15 protein-coding genes are annotated in these 18193 nt (G+C 38.5%); 13 read left to right on the top strand and 2 right to left on the bottom strand.

Translation table 11 applies throughout. From position 1 onward, the window contains the following. Positions 1–345: 345 nt before the first annotated feature. Entirely contained in the window at positions 346–1113 is a 768-nt protein-coding gene (locus tag ABW51_RS05510; RefSeq protein WP_053465896.1) for a TOBE domain-containing protein, read from the bottom strand. Between the two features lie 137 nt (positions 1114–1250). On the opposite strand from ABW51_RS05510, the gene modA reads away from it, so the two are divergent. The 10 genes from modA (at position 1251) to ABW51_RS05460 (ending at position 13463) form a co-directional block, all read left to right on the top strand. Next, positions 1251–2015 carry a molybdate ABC transporter substrate-binding protein gene (gene modA / locus ABW51_RS05505; protein WP_053465895.1) on the top strand — a complete coding sequence of 255 codons (765 nt, stop codon included), beginning with the start codon at positions 1251–1253 and terminating at the stop codon, positions 2013–2015. A gap of 120 nt (positions 2016–2135) precedes the next feature. After that, positions 2136–2864 carry a molybdate ABC transporter permease subunit gene (modB, locus tag ABW51_RS05500; RefSeq protein WP_005650012.1) on the top strand — a complete coding sequence of 243 codons (729 nt, stop codon included), beginning with the start codon at positions 2136–2138 and terminating at the stop codon, positions 2862–2864. Continuing rightward, the gene (gene modC, locus ABW51_RS05495; protein ID WP_053465894.1) at positions 2851–3906 is read left to right on the top strand and encodes a molybdenum ABC transporter ATP-binding protein ModC; all 1056 of its coding nucleotides are present in this window, start codon (positions 2851–2853) and stop codon (positions 3904–3906) included. The genes modB and modC overlap by 14 nt, the downstream gene beginning before the upstream one ends. A 253-nt stretch (positions 3907–4159) precedes the next feature. After that, positions 4160–4834 carry a fimbrial protein gene (locus tag ABW51_RS05490; RefSeq protein WP_053465893.1) on the top strand — a complete coding sequence of 225 codons (675 nt, stop codon included), beginning with the start codon at positions 4160–4162 and terminating at the stop codon, positions 4832–4834. A 78-nt stretch (positions 4835–4912) separates the two neighbouring features. Beyond that, positions 4913–5620, top strand: a complete 708-nt coding sequence (locus tag ABW51_RS05485; RefSeq protein ID WP_053465892.1) for a fimbria/pilus periplasmic chaperone — start codon at positions 4913–4915, stop codon at positions 5618–5620. 353 nt (positions 5621–5973) lie between these two features. Further along, positions 5974–8553: a fimbria/pilus outer membrane usher protein gene (locus ABW51_RS05480; RefSeq protein ID WP_053465891.1), complete on the top strand. Its 2580-nt coding sequence runs from the start codon at positions 5974–5976 to the stop codon at positions 8551–8553. Between the two features lie 15 nt (positions 8554–8568). Beyond that, positions 8569–9186, top strand: a complete 618-nt coding sequence (locus ABW51_RS05475) for a fimbrial protein (protein ID WP_231625710.1) — start codon at positions 8569–8571, stop codon at positions 9184–9186. Positions 9187–9200: 14 nt separating this feature from the next. Beyond that, positions 9201–9806, top strand: coding sequence for a fimbrial protein (locus ABW51_RS05470; protein WP_053465889.1), 606 nt, complete (start codon positions 9201–9203; stop codon positions 9804–9806). Then, positions 9799–11052, top strand: a complete 1254-nt coding sequence (locus tag ABW51_RS05465; protein ID WP_053465888.1) for a fimbrial protein — start codon at positions 9799–9801, stop codon at positions 11050–11052. Before ABW51_RS05470 ends, ABW51_RS05465 begins: the two co-directional genes overlap by 8 nt. 383 nt (positions 11053–11435) lie before the next feature. Further along, positions 11436–13463: a BCCT family transporter gene (locus ABW51_RS05460; protein ID WP_053465887.1), complete on the top strand. Its 2028-nt coding sequence runs from the start codon at positions 11436–11438 to the stop codon at positions 13461–13463. A 36-nt stretch (positions 13464–13499) separates the two neighbouring features. Here the strand turns inward: ABW51_RS05460 and ABW51_RS05455 are convergent, their stop codons facing one another. Next, the gene (locus ABW51_RS05455) at positions 13500–14975 is read right to left on the bottom strand and encodes a leucyl aminopeptidase (protein ID WP_053465886.1); all 1476 of its coding nucleotides are present in this window, start codon (positions 14973–14975) and stop codon (positions 13500–13502) included. Between the two features lie 107 nt (positions 14976–15082). Here ABW51_RS05455 and lptF point away from each other — a divergent pair, with 107 nt between their 5' ends. The 3 genes from lptF (at position 15083) to ABW51_RS05440 (ending at position 18188) form a co-directional block, all read left to right on the top strand. Further along, the gene (lptF, locus tag ABW51_RS05450) at positions 15083–16177 is read left to right on the top strand and encodes an LPS export ABC transporter permease LptF (RefSeq protein ID WP_053465885.1); all 1095 of its coding nucleotides are present in this window, start codon (positions 15083–15085) and stop codon (positions 16175–16177) included. A 5-nt stretch (positions 16178–16182) separates the two neighbouring features. Beyond that, positions 16183–17259 carry an LPS export ABC transporter permease LptG gene (gene lptG, locus ABW51_RS05445; RefSeq protein WP_053465884.1) on the top strand — a complete coding sequence of 359 codons (1077 nt, stop codon included), beginning with the start codon at positions 16183–16185 and terminating at the stop codon, positions 17257–17259. A gap of 86 nt (positions 17260–17345) precedes the next feature. Beyond that, positions 17346–18188, top strand: a complete 843-nt coding sequence (locus ABW51_RS05440; protein WP_053465897.1) for a patatin-like phospholipase family protein — start codon at positions 17346–17348, stop codon at positions 18186–18188. Positions 18189–18193: the final 5 nt, after the last annotated feature.

The following is an 18193-nucleotide window of genomic DNA, read 5'->3' as shown; positions in this document are numbered from 1 at the left end:
TTTTCACAAATTTCACTATTAATAATCTATTTAATTCCATAATTTTTTTATCCTTGTTTGCTTTATCAAAAATGGTGAAGAGCAAGATTATTGTATGAATTTTATCGTAAGACTGTCTCGTGGGCATCGATTGATACTGCAGCCATCGCTTGATACACAATCAATACTGATGTAATGGAAAGTGCGGTTCGTTTTGAAACTGTTTTTGATGACCTTCTAAAGTGAGTTATTGTACTTAAAAAGTGATAGGGGTAAAGAATATTTACAATTCTTTACATTTCTAGTGAAAGAAACTATTAGGCTTTACTATAACTAAACTTTCAATTTTTCCACCGCACTTTGGGATTAACCCAGCGTCGCTAAAATAATTTGCTCTTGATCAATGTGAATCCAAACCTGTTGCCCGATTTTCCATTGATTTGGCTGGTGGACTGTGGCACAAAATTCAATATCGCTGTCAGCAAATTGAAGGATGGCTTCTTCTTCATTTAGTGATTTGATATTTACAGGGAACTGATTAGATTGATTTCCCAATGGTTGTTCACTAATTTTGACCCAAGGGGCTTTGAACATCAACATCACTTCTTTTTCCGTAATCAGTTTCAAACGAGCAGAGCTTTTTGTGGTAATAGAAACTTGCAACGGCGTTGGTAATCCTTGCACATTCACATCCACAACACAACGGGCGTCAATAATTCTCTGTTGTGCCACTCGTCCAAAAAATTGATTGCGTGCGCTACTTTGTAAAGAAAAACGTGCAGTTGCCGTGAGTAAACTATCTAACGGTACGGATTCATCTTGTAGAATATGAAAAGCGTGTTCTTGCGTACGTTCTAATAAATCATAAAGTTGTAGCAAGCGCTCGGCATAAGTGGTAAGCGCCGTGCCTCCGCCATTTTTTCCACCTGTATTTCGTTCAAGCAATGGGCGAGGGCTGATTTTATTCATCGCTTCTAAATGATCCCACGCACTTTTATAGCTCACTTTTGCATTTTTCGCTGCTTGATTAATCGAACCGCATTGTTGAATTTCTTTGAGTAAACGCACTCGTTTTGGATCGATAAAAAGTGCTTGTTGAAGTTTAATGGTGAGTAAAATTTCGGTATTTTTCATTTTGCTGTCCCTAAGTAATCCTAAGTGGTAAGCCTAATCGTTATATATTTTACTAAATAATTTTTCTTTTGCTATATGATTGTTATTTATTTCAATATATAATTAAGTAGATAACGTTTAATCATAGGAGATGATTTATGAAAAAATTAACGAAAATTTCAACTGCACTTTTAATCGCAGGATTAGGCTTTTCTTTTGCGGCATCTGCTAAAGTGACTGTATTTGCAGCGGCTTCAATGACAGATGCTTTACAACAAGTAGCAAAAGATTACGCAAAACAAAATCCGAAAAATGAAGTGGTGTTTTCTTTTGCTTCTTCTTCAACTTTAGCAAAACAAATTGAGGAAGGCGCGCCAGCGGATATTTTTGTATCTGCAAGCAATAAATGGATGAAATATCTTTCTGAAAAAGACTTAACAGTGAAAGAAACCGAAAAAGTTTTAGTGGGTAATGATTTAGTCTTAATCGCACCAGCAAAAAGTGCGGTAAATTCTGTGGATATTGCAAAAGGCGAATGGATTAATGCATTAAAAGATAGTTATTTATCTGTTGGCGATCCTGCGCACGTGCCTGCTGGTCAATACGCAGAAGAAGCATTAACTAAATTAAATTTATGGGATAAAGTGCAAGATCGTTTAGCGCGTGCTAAAGATGTGCGTGGTGCATTAGCTTTAGTTGAACGTGCAGAAGCACCTTACGGTATTGTGTACAGCACTGACTCAAAAGTGAGCCAACAAGTTAAAACGGTTGCGGTTTTCCCAGCGGATAGCCATAAACCGGTTGTTTATCCTGTTTCTATTGTAAAAGGTCATGATAATGCGGATTCTCGCGATTTCTTGAAATATTTAGAATCAGATGTAGCGAAGAAAGTGCTTGTAGGGTATGGTTTCTCTGCAAAATAAGGTGGCATTTTAACATTTATTAAGGGCAGATATTTCTGCCCTTTGTTATTAGCGTTATTATATCTCTCGTAAATGTGGGATTTTTCCCATTAATCAGGCATTTAAACAGAGGCTATTTATTTGATTACCCAATTTTTTTCATTTTTCAATTTGACGCCAATGGAAATCTCAGCGATTAATTTAAGCCTGAGTGTCGCCGTCAGTTCTATGCTTTGGAGTTTGCCGTTAGCTATTTTTGTTGCGTGGCTTTTAGCGCGCAAAAACTTCTATGGAAAATCCCTGATTACTGGCGTAATTCATTTGCCTTTAGTATTGCCACCTGTGGTTATCGGTTATCTATTGCTTGTGGCAATGGGGCGCAATGGTTTCATTGGTAAGTATTTATATCAGTGGTTTGGCTTATCTTTTGGTTTTAGTTGGAAAGGTGCGGTGCTTTCCTCTGCAGTGGTTGCCTTTCCATTGGTTGTTCGCGCGATTCGACTTTCTTTAGAAAATATTGATATTAAATTGGAGCAAGCAGCGCAAACATTGGGCGCTTCCGCTTGGCGTGTATTTTTTACAATAACCTTGCCACTTTCTTTACCTGGAGTTTTAGCTGGGCTCGTGCTTGGTTTTGCACGATCATTGGGGGAATTTGGCGCGACCATTACGTTTGTATCGAACATTGCAGGCGAAACTCAAACGATTCCACTTGCGATGTATTCTTTTATTCAAACACCGGGAGCAGAAGAACAAACCGCTCGCTTATGTTTATTTGCTATCATTCTTTCATTGATTTCTTTGCTATTGTCAGAGTGGTTGAGCAAGCGAATGCAGAAAAAATTAGGACAAGGAAATGTTGCAGATTAATGTGAAAAAACAGCTCGGACAACTTGCCTTGCAAGCGAATATACAAGTGCCAGATCAAGGTGTAACAGCCATTTTCGGTTTGTCTGGTTCAGGCAAAACATCGCTGATTAATCTAGTCAGTGGCTTGATGCAACCAGACGAAGGATTCATCCGTTTAAATGACCGCACTTTAGTGGATATGGAAACCCAAGAATCATTGCCAACCCACTTGCGTAAAATTGGCTATGTATTCCAAGATGCGCGTTTATTTCCTCACTACACCGTTAAAGGTAATTTGCGCTATGGCATGAAAAATGTCTCGCAAGATGATTTTAATTATATTGTCGATCTTCTCGGCATTACTCACTTATTAAAGCGTTATCCGCTCACGCTTTCTGGTGGTGAAAAGCAGCGTGTCGCAATCGGTCGAGCATTATTGGCTGAGCCCGACATTTTACTTATGGACGAACCACTTTCAGCCCTTGATGTTCCCCGCAAACGCGAGCTAATGCAATATTTGGAACGTCTTTCTAAAGAAATTAATATCCCGATTTTATATGTTACACATAGCTTGGACGAATTGTTGCGTTTAGCTGATCGGGTCGTACTGATGGAAAACGGCATTGTGAAAGCCTATGACAGCGTAGAAAAAATTTGGAATAGTCCTATTTTTGCCCCTTGGAAAGGAGAAAGCGAACAGAGTAGTGTACTTGCCTTGCCCGTTCATTTGCATAATCCACCTTATAAAATGACCGCACTTTCGTTAGGCGAACAGGTGCTTTGGATTCATCAAGTGCCTGCAAATGTAGGCGAGCGAGTACGAGTTTGTATTTATAGTTCAGATGTTTCTATTACACTGCAAAAGCCAGAACAAACAAGCATTCGTAATATTTTACGTGGACAAGTCACACAAATTGAGATACAAGATTCTCGGGTAGATATTGCGGTGCTGGTGGATGGACATAAGATTTGGGCAAGTATCAGTAAATGGGCGCAAAATGAACTGCGTTTTTCTGTTGGGCAGGATGTTTATGTTCAAATTAAAGCGGTATCGGTGATGTAGTAAACGCTTTACTGAATAAAACACTAATATGACATAATATAAAAAACGCTTGTAGTGTATATTACAAGCGTTTTTTTTGCTTAACATCTAGAAAAATAAAGAAATTTATCAAATTACCTTAATATTTATACAGCTTGCATTTTTTTTTTTTTTTTTAGAATGGGTAAGTTTTTACTCTAAAAAATCGGGTTTAAACGTGGTCATCCAATCTAGGATGAAATTTATTCTAAAGTTTTTATATAGGATGTTTAACATGAAAAAAACAATCTTAGCTTTATTAGCATTAGGGGTGTTTGGTGTTGCAAATGCGACTTCGGTAGATGGCGAACCTAGAACAGCAATTAAACCGGCTGGCACTGCTGGAGCTGAAATTCCATATCAACGAGCAACTACTACTGCAGATAATACTACTAGGACTCACGCTAAAATTACTGTAAAAGGTAAAGTTGTTGATTCAACTTGCGAAATCAAAACTGACAGCAGAAATCAAACAGTTCAACTTAAGTCAGTTGGTGTAAACCAATTAACAAAAGTGGGAGATGTTGCTGCTGATCATCTAGTTCAAATTAAGTTAGAAAATTGTCAGACAAAGGCAGCTGCTGGTGCAGGCACTACAGCTGGTACAGGAAATGACAAAGTTACTGTTACATTTAATGCAACCAACAAAATTGATAACTACTTTGATGGGACATTAAAAAATCAGATAACAGGTGCAACTGCAGCCCAAAATGTTAATATTCAATTTGCCAATTTAAATGGTACATCTATTCGTCTTGGTACTAACGATCCGAATAATACATTAACTCCTACAACTAATGTTGCAGGTGGCGAGCACGTAATTGAATTTTTAGCTCGCTATTTTGCAACAGGTCCATCTAAAGCTGGTGAAGTACAAGGTGAAGCTGAATTAGACTTAGCATACGAGTAATCAAAATATTACGTTTATTCCCTTGCCCACCTTTTGGTGGGCTTTTCGGTATCATTATTTATGCTAAGAGAGTGATGTATGTTGTCCTTTTCTAAAAAGTCTATTTTTATTTCTGCGATTTTATCCTGTTTATTTGCTACCTTTTCCGCTCACGCTAGTGTGATTATTCTGGGTACGCGTTTAATTTACCCAGGGAATCAAAGCAGTCTCAATGTGCAATTGAATAATCAAGATTCTTCCCCTGCTTTAGTGCAAAGCTGGATTGAAGACAAACAAGGCAGCCAAGCACAGGTGCCATTTATTATTACGCCACCCGTCACGCGTGTGGAGGGGAATCAAGGGCAAACCTTGCGTATCACCTTTACTGGCACACAAGCTTTACCACAAGATCGAGAATCGCTCTATTATTTTAATTTATTGGATATTCCACCCAAACCAAGCAAGAAAGATCTTAAAGATAACCAAAACTATCTGCAATTTTCAGTGCGTAGCCGTTTAAAACTTTTTTACCGCCCAAGCAATTTGCCTTATCCACCAGCAGAGGCCTACAAAAAAGTGTCTTGGCAAGCCAAAGGCGGCAAACTTTGGGCAGATAATCCAACACCTTATTATTTAACTTTTACACAAGCCACAGTTGGTGGTAAATCCGCCCCTGAAGCCGTGATGGTCGCCCCTTTTAGCCAAGGCGAATTTAACGTAAAAGGTGTAAATAACGGACAAAAAGTGAAATGGTCGTTAATTAACGATTATGGCGGCGATGTAGCAGGCGAATCAACCATCAATTAACCGTACGCCCCTCAATTGTACGCTGAGCTAACGTAGGGTGGGCTTACGCCCACGCGTTTAACTCAAATGGTTATGATTAGTCATATTCATTTTACCGTGGGCTTACGCCCACCCTACGAAGTGTTGGGGGGATGTGATGAATATATTCATTTTACCGTGGGCTTACGCCCACCCTACGAGGTTTTTGGGGGATGAGATGAAATATGTTCAAGTAATGGATACGAGCAATATTCAATGTTGTGAGAGTGATTAATGTAGGGTGGGCGTGAGCCCACGCGTTTAATTCAAATTGTTATCGCTGGTTATATTCATTTTATCGTGAGCGTAAGCCACGTAATTATTGACAAGATATTATGAGAGAATTTTCTTTTAATCCGCATTTAAGTCTAATTGGTTTTTTAATTGGATTGGCTTTTTTCCCCTTGTATACAAAGGCGGAAAACGTACCAAATACACCAGAAAGCTTGAATGTAGAAGATGAAGATGTGGAATTTAGTGCTGGCTTTCTGAATATGGGCGGTAATGGTTCTAACATTGATGTTGCACGTTTTCAACAAAAAAACAGCGTATTACCTGGAGAATACCCTGCTGCTATTTGGGTAAATGGCAAAGAAAAAGGCGAAATGACATTGCGTTTTCGTGATAATGAAAATGCAGATATGCCTTTTGCACAGCTTTGTTTTACCCCTGAATTAGAAGCCTTGTTGGATTTAGAATCAGCCGCGATCAAACTCTCACCAAGTGAGAATGAGTGCGTGTTTATTCAAGAAGCTATTCCTGACGGGAAAGCGGTATTTAACACAGGGCAACAGCGTTTAGAATTTACGATTGCACAAGCCTTAACGATTAATCGTCCTCGCGATTACATTGCGCCAAGCCGTTGGCAAACAGGCGATGTGGCAGCATTTGCTGATTACAATATTAACCACAGTCGTTATGCAAACCAAGGTTCGCAATCTTCGCAAATGTTTTTAAATTTGCGAACAGGGGTTAATTTAGGTAACTGGGCATTTCGTCATTCTGGTTCAAAAAGTTGGAGCCAAAGTGAAGGTCAAAGCTACAATACGCCATACCAAACTTACGAAACCTATGTACAGAGAGATTTTGCACCGATTCGTGGGCTGGTTACTTTAGGCGATTTTTATACATCTGGACAAGTGGTCGAAGGGTTTGCATTACGTGGTATTGATATTTCTTCTGATGATCGAATGCTCTCGCCATCACAACTTGGTTTTGCGCCTCGTGTGCAAGGTATTGCAAATAGTAATGCCGTAGTGAGCATTTATCAAAATGGCAATATCATTTATCAAACTAATGTCACGCCTGGGCCTTTTGTGATTGATGATCTTTATTCTAGTGGCTATAACGGCGATCTCACGGTGGAAATCAAAGAGGCAGACGGCAAAGTGCGGTCATTTATCGTGCCGTTTTCTAATGTTGCCCCTCTAATTAGAATGGGACAATTCCGCTATCAAGTCGCTGCAGGGCGTTATCGCAGCGGGGAAGAAATCTATCCTGATAATGTCGCGCAAAGTATGTTGCAATATGGTTTGTATAATAATATTACTATTAATACAGGTGTGACTTATAGTAAAAATTATTTGTCAGGTGCGTTAGGGTTAGGATTGAATACCCCGATTGGTGCGTTTTCTGTAGATAGTACTTGGACTCGTAGTACCTTTTTGCCGAACAGTCTTGTGGATGAAAATGGTGCAATGAACACACAGCCAAGCGTGAGAAAAGGTTATAGTTTACATGGTAATTACAGTATTAATTTTAACCGCACTCGCACCAATATTACGCTAGCAGCCTATCGTTATTCTTCTCGTGATTTTTATAGTTTAAGTGACGTGATTAATGCGAATCATGTCATTGGGAAAAGCTTTTTTTCTGTGTTATCGCCTCGTCCTAAAAATCAGTATCAACTATCCATTATTCAAGATTTTGATAAATGGGGAAGTTTATATTTAGTTGGCGCAACACGTAATTATTGGAATAAATCAGGCAGCTATCACCAATATCAACTCTCTTATGCGAATCGTTTTAAATGGCTAAGTTATCAAATCGGCTTTTCACAAACGATTGATCGACAAAGTGGGCAGCGCGATAACCAAATTTATTTGAGTATGAGTGTGCCGTTAGGTCATAACCATTCACTTTCGTCTAATTACGCACGTAATTCGGCAGGTAATAGCAGTAGTCAAATTGGTATTAATGGAAGTTTTGGTAAAAATAGTCAATGGAGTTATGGCGTATATGGCAACTCAGGACAAGAGGGATATCGCAATATGTCAGCAAATATGAGTTATCGTAATTCTTATTTCGACTTTGATGCTTCTGCTTCTAGAGATAATCGTGGATCTCGTCAAATGAGTTCTAATTTATCTGGTGTCGTGGTTGCACATCGCCACGGATTAACTTTTGGCGAATCTGTTGGCGACAGTTTTGCAGTGGTGCATGCAGATGGTGCAGCTGGTGCGGAAGTGAATAGCGGACAAGGGCAAATGTTGGATTGGTTCGGTAATGCCATTGTGCCTTACACCCAGCCTTATCGCATTAATGAAATTGGTATCGATCCGCAAAATTTACCGCTAAATATTGAATTTGATGGTACGGAGAAAAAAATTATTCCGCGAGCCAATAGTATTCACGTGATTGATTTTGAAACCAAACGTAATCGCCTCGTACTGTTTAACTTAACCCGTACGAACGGCGAATTATTACCAATGGCATCAGAAGCTTATGACGAACAAGGGCAATTTGTCGGCTATGTGGTGCAAAATGGTGTGCTGTTTGCTGGTGGTTTACAACAGCCAAAAGGCACAATCAAAGTCAGCTGGGGAAATGGTGAAGAAAATCAATGCCATTTTGATTACAGCGTGAATTTAGACAATGCCACCGAAATGCAACAATATGAAAAAGTGTGTCAATAAATGGAAGATAAACCAATGAAAAAAGTGAAAAAACAGCGTTTATTCCGCCAAATGATAGGCTTATTCAGCTTGTTATTTGTGACACCTTTTGGCTCTGCATCTGATGGTTGGGTGAAATTTACTGTGGAAATTAAAGAGGGGGGAATTTGTAAAGTCAGAGGTGGTGATGTCAATCGAGAGATTGATTTAGGCATCGCTTTAGCAGGAGATTTGCAAAATATGGGGCAAACTGCTAAGGAAACTAGCTTTGATATCTCTGTGGAAGAATGTGGAGATTTACTCAATGAACCTAATAAAGTGAAATTTGTGATGATTAGCACAAGAGGAAACCAAACACAGCTGACACAAGGTATTTTACCCAATATGCTCCTCACCTCTGCTAATAAAGACACGGTAGGCGTACAGTTACTAAAAAGTGATGGTCATCCTGTTCCAATCAAGTGGTTTGCCTTGCCCGCCGCACCAGAAGGATTAGAGACAAAATCAAATGGGGATACATTAGGGGCAGTTGCGACACAAGCACATGCATTTAAGTTGCCCTTAAAAGCCCGATTCTATTCACTTACCAACGGGCTCTCCAATAAAGCGGGAGCGGTTCAAGCGGAATTCATTTTTTCCGCCTATTACGAATAAAGGAAGAAGTAATTATGAAAAAAACGACCTTATTTACTGGCATGATGTTATGTTTGTGTATGTTACCTAACGGCTATGCAGCAACCACTCAGGGAAAAGTTACCTTTAAAGGCGAGGTAATTGCTGCGAAGCTTTGTACGGTGAAAGCTGGATCGGATAATAAAACTGTTGATTTAGGTTATATTTTAAGTAGCCAATTTTCCACGGCTAATCAAGCTGTAGGTACAGGCAAAGAGTTTACTCTCTCAGTAAAAGATTGTGGTGCGAGTGCCTCAGATAATACAAAAAATCGTCTTAAATATTATTTTGTCTCCCCTAATTATGCTGAGGCTACCACTGGTATTTTAACCAACTCACTTACCTCATCAGGCAACCATAATTCGGTGGGCATTCAGCTTTTTAGCAAACATAATAACACGCCAATTAAAGTATTGCGTCAAGCCTTGCCTGAACACAATCGTATATCTGGCGGCTATAGTGGTACTCAATTAAATGCACACATCAATGGCGATGCTTTTGATATTGAGCTTATCGCAAAATTTTACGGACGTACCGCAGGTTCAACCGACAAACCTGGTAAAGTCGCCAGCGAATTAACCTTTGAGGTGTGGTATGAATAAAGGAACAAAAACATTTCAAAAATTGACCGCTCTTTGTTTTTTTCTTAGTTTAATACAAGCACCTGCTTTTGCTTCACGAGTAGGAGTGTGGCATCGTGATGGATGTCCCACGGGTATCTATTCTGGATGTATTCGCTTTCCTGAAGCACAAAATGTTGCCACTTATCCTAATAATGCAGTGACATCAGATATTTACCAATTCCCAAGAGATAATCCTAAAAAAGGGATTAATTCCATCAATATGGTGAAGTTGATTAATGCCTTAGGTAAAAAAGAGATTGCAATGACAGACTACGCCATCACTGCAAATGGAGCAAGTGGGGGAATTTCTCAGTGTTTTGAAGGATCATTCCGCTTAGATTCATCTATTTGGACAAGAGTTAATACGTCTCGAGGCATTGCTTTTCAATTGAAATCTTTCCCTTATCTAGGTTTTCTTTTTAAAATTAAAACAAACATAGGGGGACCTTCAGGACGACTCCCAGCGAATAATTTTTTTAGAGGTTGGCATAATGTTGAAGGATATGAGCTAACTTTTCCTACTGGATGTGCATTTGGATATGATGTTACTATTCAGCCCGTCATGAGTATTGAGCCAATTGATGTGAGGGATCAAGCTCCGAGTGATTTTAATTTCCCAACAGGTGGGGATTTTAGTTTAAACTTAGAACATTCCTTTTTTGGTGCATTTTCCTTGAATGGACGAGATAGTCGAGATACAAGTGGTTATAGACCTCGTGTTACAGAAGATAGTGGTGCGACTATTAATGGTAAGAATGTCACGCTCAGAATTTCTGCTGCTACCTGCTGGACAGAGGCAGGTTGGCATGAAACTCGAAATTTTGGCACAATTAAGAACAAAGATGTCGGCTTAAAAGATATTAGTGCATCAGATGTTACTATTAAGGTAAATTGTGGAGCAAATCGAAACATTGATCCATGGATTGTATTTACAGACGATAACAATCTTAATAATAGAACAAGTATTTTAACGATGAAATATATTGGGGATCCTTCAAAAGGTGTAAACGTAGGTGTGAAATTAAAAAAACAGGATAATACATATGTTAGTTTTGGCCCAGACAGTTCAAAAATAAATACGCAAAATCAATTTAGATTAGTTTATGATGGGCTTAATAAATATTCTGTTACTTTGACTCCTCAGCTAGTGAAGCTAAATTCAACCCAAAAAGTAGACGGTGGCCAATTAGAAGGTCTCGCGACTTATACCTTGTCATATCAATAACCAAGCCCGTAGGGTGGGTTTCAGCCCACGATAAAATGAATATGACTAAGGATAATTATTTGAGTTAAATGTGTGGGCTTACGCCCACCCTACATTGGATTTATGTTGTCATATCAATAACCCAAGTTGAAACAAGCATAAAGTGCGGTGAATTTTCACTGTATTTTTAAAGTAAAACTTCACTAATTTGAAATAATAATCAAATTTTGTTATTATGTTTTCACTTTTTGGAAACAATCCTTCAATTCCTACTGAACGTTTCCTTCAAAATCGCACTTCTATGTGCTGTCATTTGTAGTGGTTCCATTACACACTTTTGCTTTTAGGCAATGTTTATTAAATCTATTTTTTAATTTATTCACTTAATCGTTAAGGGGAAAAGTTTGTCTTTATTTCAATTTATGACAAAGCGAACGTCATTTAATCCTTTGGTAATTGGCGTTACATTATTTTTTGTGTTGTTACTTATGGCGATGATTTTAATTCTCCCAGCACAAACGCAAGCATTATTGAATCAAGCTAAAACTAGCATTTTTGCCAATTTTAGTTGGTTTTATGTTCTCACTTTTTCAGTGTTTTTAGGATTTTTATTAATTTTATCAGTAAGTAGTCTTGGCAATATAAAACTAGGGCAGGATGAAGAAGAACCTGAATTTAGTTTCTTATCTTGGCTTGCGATGTTATTTGCCGCTGGAATGGGGGTTGGGTTGATGTTTTTTGGCGTAGCAGAACCATTAACCCATTATCTTTCTGACATTACAACGGGTTCAGCCGAACATAAACAACAAGAGGCTTTACTTCATACTCTGTTCCACTGGGGAATTCACGCGTGGGCAGTATATGGCACCATTGCTTTAGCATTGGCTTATTTTGGGTTTCGTTATAAATTACCTTTAGCGTTGCGCTCTTGTTTTTATCCTTTATTAAAAGATCGTATTAATGGCAAAATTGGCGATGCGATTGATGTTATGGCATTACTTGCCACATTATTTGGGATTATTACTACATTAGGTTTCGGTTCATCACAGCTTGGTGCAGGGCTTGAACAAATAGGTTGGATAAGTCAGAACAGCTTTGGTTTACAAGTTGGCGTTATTGTTGTGGTGATGTGTTTAGCGGTGTTTTCTGCTATTTCTGGTGTTGGAAAAGGCGTGAAAATATTAAGTGAAATTAACTTAACTTTAGCATTTTGTTTACTTCTTTTTGTTTTAATTGCAGGCCCTACGTTATACCTTTTATCTGCATTTAGCGACAATATGGGGAATTATTTCAGCAATTTAGTGCAACTCAGTTTTAAAACCTATGCTTATGAACAAGAACATACTAGCTGGTTTAGTGGATGGACTGTGCTTTATTGGGCTTGGTGGTGTTCTTGGGCTCCGTTTGTGGGTTTATTTATTGCCCGTATTTCTAAAGGACGAACTATCCGTGAATTTATTTTTGGCGTATTAGTTATTCCAAGTTTATTTGGTATTTTATGGTTTACTGTTTTTGGTAATACAGCAGTATGGCTAAATGATGGCATTGCTGCGGGCGGGCTTGGCGAATTTATTTCTTCCCCAGAAATTTTATTATTTAAATTTTTAAATTATCTGCCTTTACCAACAATAACTGGTTTTGTGAGTTTATTAGTGATTTCATTGTTTTTTATCACTTCAGCGGATTCAGGCATTTATGTGTTAAACAACATTGCATCTCGTGATAAAAGTTTAGCTTCGCCTGCGTGGCAAGCGATAATGTGGGGAACTTTAATGTCTGTTGTTGCAATTGTGCTTATGCAGTCTGGTGGACTTGCTAATTTGCAAACAATGACATTAATTGTTGCTTTGCCTTTTGCTTTATTGATGTTGGTAATGTGTTTTAGTTTATGGAAAGGCTTAATTGCGGATAAAAAATATTTTTCTACTAAAGTCAATCCAACTAGCATTTTCTGGAGCGGCGATAAATGGAAATCACATTTAGAGCAAATGATGAATCAAACGCAAGAGAAAGATATTTTACGTTTTCTTAAAAATACGGCGTTACCCGCTATGCGAGAATTACGTCAGGAATTAACAGGAAAATATAATTTAAGTGTAGAAATCAACACATTATTTGAACAAGAAGAGCCAGCTTTAGAATTGGTAATTCATAAAGAATCAATGCGAGATTTTATGTATGGTATTAAATCTGTTGGGCGTGAAGTGTCAGAGCAATTAATTAACGATGAAAATTTACCGCACATTCAGCATAGTGTTACTTACGAGCCTTACACTTATTTCTTTGATGGACGAGTCGGTTACGATGTTCAATATATGGATCAAGATGAATTGATCGCCGATATGTTGAAACAATATGAACGTTATTTAAGTTTGCTTGATGATGTGGGTCAGGAACTAATGGCACACGAGCAAACCGAACTAGCAGAGTAATCGATTTAAAGGTGCAACGTGTGCCTCGTTTTTTGATTATTTAACCTGATTAATCAAAAATTGGGTTAATAGCGAAACAGGGCGACCTGTTGCACCTTTATTTGCGCCTTGTAGCCAAGCTGTACCTGCAATGTCTAAATGTGCCCAGCGATATTTTTTCGTGAAGTTAGACAAAAATGCACCCGCTGTAATTGCGCCACCCCAGCGACCCCCAATATTGGCAAGGTCGGCGAAAGGCGATTTCAGTTGCTCTTGATATTCTTCGCTTAATGGTAAACGCCACGCTTTGTCTGTGGTTTCTGTTGCGGCTTGGAGTAGTGCATTGGCAAGAGCGTTATCTGTAGAAACTAATCCGCTATTGTGTTGCCCAAGGGCAACCACACAAGCCCCCGTTAAGGTTGCAACATCAATAACAAGCTCTGGTTCAAAACGTTCAACATAAGTAAGTGCATCACAAAGGACTAAGCGACCTTCCGCATCGGTGTTGAGCACTTCTACGGTTAAACCGTTCATAGTAGTAAGAATATCGCCAGGGCGATAAGCATTACCATCAGGCAGATTTTCACAACCGGCTAAAACACCAATAACGTTTAATGGCAAGTTCAACTCGGCAATGGCTTTCATTGTGCCGAAGACAGAGGCTGCACCACACATATCATATTTCATTTCATCCATGTCAGCGGCAGGTTTAAGTGAAATACCGCCCGCATCAAAGGTTAATCCTTTGCCTACAAGTACAATGGGTTTGGCGTTTTTATCTGGTGCATTATTGAGGGTCAAAATAGACATATAAGCACGGTTTTCAGAGCCTTTTGAGACGGCAAGATAAGCATTCATTCCAAGTTTTGCCATTTCTTCTTCATTCACAACTTTCAAAGAAAGTGCGGTAGAATTTTCTGCTAAATTTTTTGCTTGCTCAGCAAGATAAGCAGGGTTGCAGATATTTGGTGGCATATTTGCGATGTCGCGTGCGGCTTTTATACCTGAGCTAATCGCATTGGCATGAGCAATAGCCTGTTGTGCTTGCTCACAATCCGTATTAAAGATGAACGATTCTAAAACAGAGGTTTCCGCTTTTTGAGATTTGAAATGATCAAATTGATAATTAGTGTGTTCAATCGTTTCAATGGCAAAGCGGATATTCCAATAAAGATCGCGATCTTTTAATTCAATTTCAGTTAAATAAGAAATGACTTCACGAGTGTTGGTTTCTTTTAGTGTTTTTAATACAGCTTGGATGATTTGTTTATATTGACGCTCCGTGAGTTCTCCTTTTTTGCCACAGCCAACGATTAACACGCGTTTGGCAGCCAGACCTTGAAGATCTCGAAGTAAAATAGTTTGGGCTAATTTGCCAGTTAGCTCACCTGATTTCACTAAATCGTTTAAATAGCCTTGGGTTAATTGATCGATTTCATTAAAACTTTTTGAAAATTCATTGTTCTCATATACGCCTAAAACAATGCAATCAGTGGATTGAGAAAGTGCGGTATTTTTTGCTTGATATTTCATTTGATGTCCTTAAATTTCTGTTTAATTCAGCGAAAATAAGGTATCATACGCGACCAATTTTATCCAGTTTTCCCCCGTTTTAGATTTAGAAAAACAAACGAAATAAGATGATTTTAATTCGATATTTAACAAAAGAAGTATTTAAGAGCCAAATAGCCATTTTGTTCATTTTATTGCTGATTTTTTTCTCTCAGCAGTTAGTGCGCGTACTTGGATCTGCGGCTAATGGTAAAGTGCCGGCTGACTTGGTATTTTCCTTACTTGGGCTAGGCATGCCTGCTATGGCGCAATTAATGTTGCCATTATGTTTGTTTATTGCGATTTTACTCACTTTTGGTCGTCTTTATGCGGAAAGTGAAATAACGGTGATGCGTGCTTGTGGTGTCGGGCAACGTGTTTTAGTGCGTGTGGCGTTAATGCTTTCATTGGTTACTGCGGGACTTGCTGCTTATAACGTCTTATGGCTTTCGCCTTGGTCAATTCAAAAACAAGCTGCAATTGTGGAAGATGCCAAAGCGAATCCAACAATGGGGGCGCTTGCTTCTGGTCAGTTTATAGCAACGAATAACAACAATTTTGTTTTATTTATTGATAGTATCAAGGAAAATCAAATCAATGACGTGTATTTGTTCCAAACTGCACCAAAAGGACAAACGAAACCGTCAGTTGTGACTGCTGAAAAAGGCGAATTAAAAGCGCTGCCAAATGGCGATCAAATTCTGAATTTACAAAATACGCAACGAGTTGAAGGCACGTCTGTTTTGCCTGATTTCCGTATTACGCATTTTGATGAATATCAAGCCTATTTAGGTCATCAGGAAACAGAAAATACGAATGATGAAGTAGCCGAATTAACATTGTCTCAACTTATCGGTTTAGATTCTCTTTCGGCGAAATCTGAATTGCATTGGCGTATAACATTAATCCTAGCTGTTCCACTCATGGCGTTAATTGCTGTGCCATTAAGTCGTGTAAATCCTCGACAAGGTAGATTTGCCAAAATTTTACCCGCACTTTTACTCTATTTAATTTATTTTTTATTACAAAGCTCCTTTAAATCTGCGGGGGCAGCAGGAAAATTAGATGCTGCTATTTTTATGCCTCTTGTTAATATCGGCTTTTTGTTACTTGGTATCGTGTTAAATGGTTGGGATAGCGCTGCGATGTATAAATTCCGCCATTTATTCAGTAGAAAAGGATAAGCAAAATGATGAATACCCTCGATCGTTATATTGGAAAAAGTATTCTTGGCTCAATTTTTGCTACTTTGCTTACATTGGTTGGACTTTCTGCCATTATCAAATTTGTGGAACAATTTCGTAGTGTGGGTAAAGGTACTTATGATATTTGGCAAGCGGTGGCTTTTACTGGCTTAACCATTCCAAAAGATATCGAAACTTTCTTTCCCATGGCCGCATTGCTTGGTGCGCTAATGGCTTTGGGCAACCTTGCAAGTCGAAGCGAACTCGTTGTTATGCAAGCTGCAGGATTTTCTCGTTTTAAAATTGGTATGGCAGTGATGAAAACCGCATTACCACTAGTGTTGTTAACCATGGTGATTGGTGAGTGGGGGATTCCGCAAACAGAACAGTTCGCGCGTGATATGCGTGCTCGAGCGCTTTCTGGTGGTTCAATGCTTTCCATGAAAAATGGGGTTTGGGCAAAAGATGGTAATAATTTTGTGTTTGTTCGACGTGTTACTGATGACGCAAAATTAAACGATATTTATATTTATACTTTTGATCAGCATCGTAATTTGACGGAATTGATGCATGCTAACCAAGCAAGTTATTCGGAAGATGAAAGTAAATGGACTTTACGTCAAGTGAACCATTCTATGATTAGCAAAGATGAAATCACGACAAGTAATCGCTTATCGGAAAAATGGGAAACAAATTTAACGCCAGATAAATTAGGCGCTGTTTCTTTACGTCCTACATCACTGTCTATTTCAGGTTTGTATAATTACATTTCATTTTTACGTGAAACAGGTCAGGATGTGAGTCGCTTTGAACTCACATTCTGGCGGAAAATTTTCCAACCTGTGTCTGTTGGTGTAATGATGCTATTGGCATTATCTTTTATTTTTGGATCGCTACGTAGTGTGACTGCAGGAGCAAGAATTGTAACGGGCATTTGTTTTGGCTTTTTGTTCTATGTCGTAAATGAAATTTTCGGGCAAATGAGCGTTGTTTATAACATACCTGCTGTTTTCGGAGCGCTAATGCCAAGTTTGCTATTTATTGTGATGATTTGGTGGTTGCTGAGTCGAAAACGGGATTAATTTAGATTGTTCAAATAATTGCGTGTTCAGAAATGGCACGCAATATTTTTATGTGTTGTTTTCAAATGGAAGAAGTTAAAAAATCAATGAAAATTGGCTTGGTATTAGAAGGTGGGGCGATGCGAGGCATGTACACTGCGGGTGTACTGGATACGTTCTTAGATAAAGATTTTTGGGTGGATGGTATCATTTCTGTTTCTGCAGGTGCATTGTTTGGGGTTAATTATCCTTCTCGGCAAAAAGGGCGTGCAATTCGTTACAACAAGAAATTTATATCAGATAAGCGTTATATCAGTCTAAAAAGTTTGGTGAGCACAGGCAATATCGTAAATAAAGATTTTGCTTTTTATGAAGTACCTTTCAAATATGATGTGTTTGATAATAAAACCTTTAAAGAATCAGATATCGATTTTTATGTGGCTGTGACTAATGTACAAACTGCACAAGCGAAATATGTCAAATTAACAGATCCTTTGGCGCAAATGGAGGTGTTGCGTGCTACTTCTGCGATGCCTTATGTTTCTCGTCCTGTTGAGATAGACGGAATTCCTTATTTGGATGGTGCCATTGCGGATTCTATTCCTATCGAACAAATGAAGAAGTTAGGATACGATAAAATTATTGTTATTCTTACCCGCACTTTAGATTATAGAAAATCTAAGCCAATGACTTGGATTGCCAAATGGTTTTATCGACGTTATCCACATTTTGCAGATGCCGTAAATGAGCGTTATGCTATGTATAATCGACAAGTTGAAAATGTGATTAAGCTAGCAGAAAAAGGCGATATTTTTGTTATTCGACCTTCTGTTGATTTGAAAATTAAGCGCATTGAAAAAGACCCCAATAAATTGCAGGCAATGTATGAGTTGGGTATAAAAGATATGCAATTACAGTGGAAAAATTTATTGGACTATTTAAATCGATAATAAAA

Source organism: Haemophilus sp. C1 (assembly GCF_001276515.1).
Taxonomy (GTDB): domain Bacteria; phylum Pseudomonadota; class Gammaproteobacteria; order Enterobacterales; family Pasteurellaceae; genus Haemophilus.
Note: the sequence above shows the minus strand (reverse complement) of the source record. Positions and strands in the feature narration are given on the sequence as shown.

What these genes read in the sequence shown, in the direction of transcription:
- ABW51_RS05510 (WP_053465896.1), bottom strand. Translation starts at nt 1,113, where the DNA reads ATGAAAAATACCGAAATTTTACTCACCATTAAACTTCAACAAGCACTT.
- modA (WP_053465895.1), top strand. Translation starts at nt 1,251, where the DNA reads ATGAAAAAATTAACGAAAATTTCAACTGCACTTTTAATCGCAGGATTA.
- modC (WP_053465894.1), top strand. Translation starts at nt 2,851, where the DNA reads ATGTTGCAGATTAATGTGAAAAAACAGCTCGGACAACTTGCCTTGCAA.
- ABW51_RS05490 (WP_053465893.1), top strand. Translation starts at nt 4,160, where the DNA reads ATGAAAAAAACAATCTTAGCTTTATTAGCATTAGGGGTGTTTGGTGTT.
- ABW51_RS05485 (WP_053465892.1), top strand. Translation starts at nt 4,913, where the DNA reads ATGTTGTCCTTTTCTAAAAAGTCTATTTTTATTTCTGCGATTTTATCC.
- ABW51_RS05480 (WP_053465891.1), top strand. Translation starts at nt 5,974, where the DNA reads ATGAGAGAATTTTCTTTTAATCCGCATTTAAGTCTAATTGGTTTTTTA.
- ABW51_RS05475 (WP_231625710.1), top strand. Translation starts at nt 8,569, where the DNA reads ATGAAAAAAGTGAAAAAACAGCGTTTATTCCGCCAAATGATAGGCTTA.
- ABW51_RS05470 (WP_053465889.1), top strand. Translation starts at nt 9,201, where the DNA reads ATGAAAAAAACGACCTTATTTACTGGCATGATGTTATGTTTGTGTATG.
- ABW51_RS05465 (WP_053465888.1), top strand. Translation starts at nt 9,799, where the DNA reads ATGAATAAAGGAACAAAAACATTTCAAAAATTGACCGCTCTTTGTTTT.
- ABW51_RS05455 (WP_053465886.1), bottom strand. Translation starts at nt 14,975, where the DNA reads ATGAAATATCAAGCAAAAAATACCGCACTTTCTCAATCCACTGATTGC.
- lptF (WP_053465885.1), top strand. Translation starts at nt 15,083, where the DNA reads ATGATTTTAATTCGATATTTAACAAAAGAAGTATTTAAGAGCCAAATA.
- lptG (WP_053465884.1), top strand. Translation starts at nt 16,183, where the DNA reads ATGATGAATACCCTCGATCGTTATATTGGAAAAAGTATTCTTGGCTCA.
- ABW51_RS05440 (WP_053465897.1), top strand. Translation starts at nt 17,346, where the DNA reads ATGAAAATTGGCTTGGTATTAGAAGGTGGGGCGATGCGAGGCATGTAC.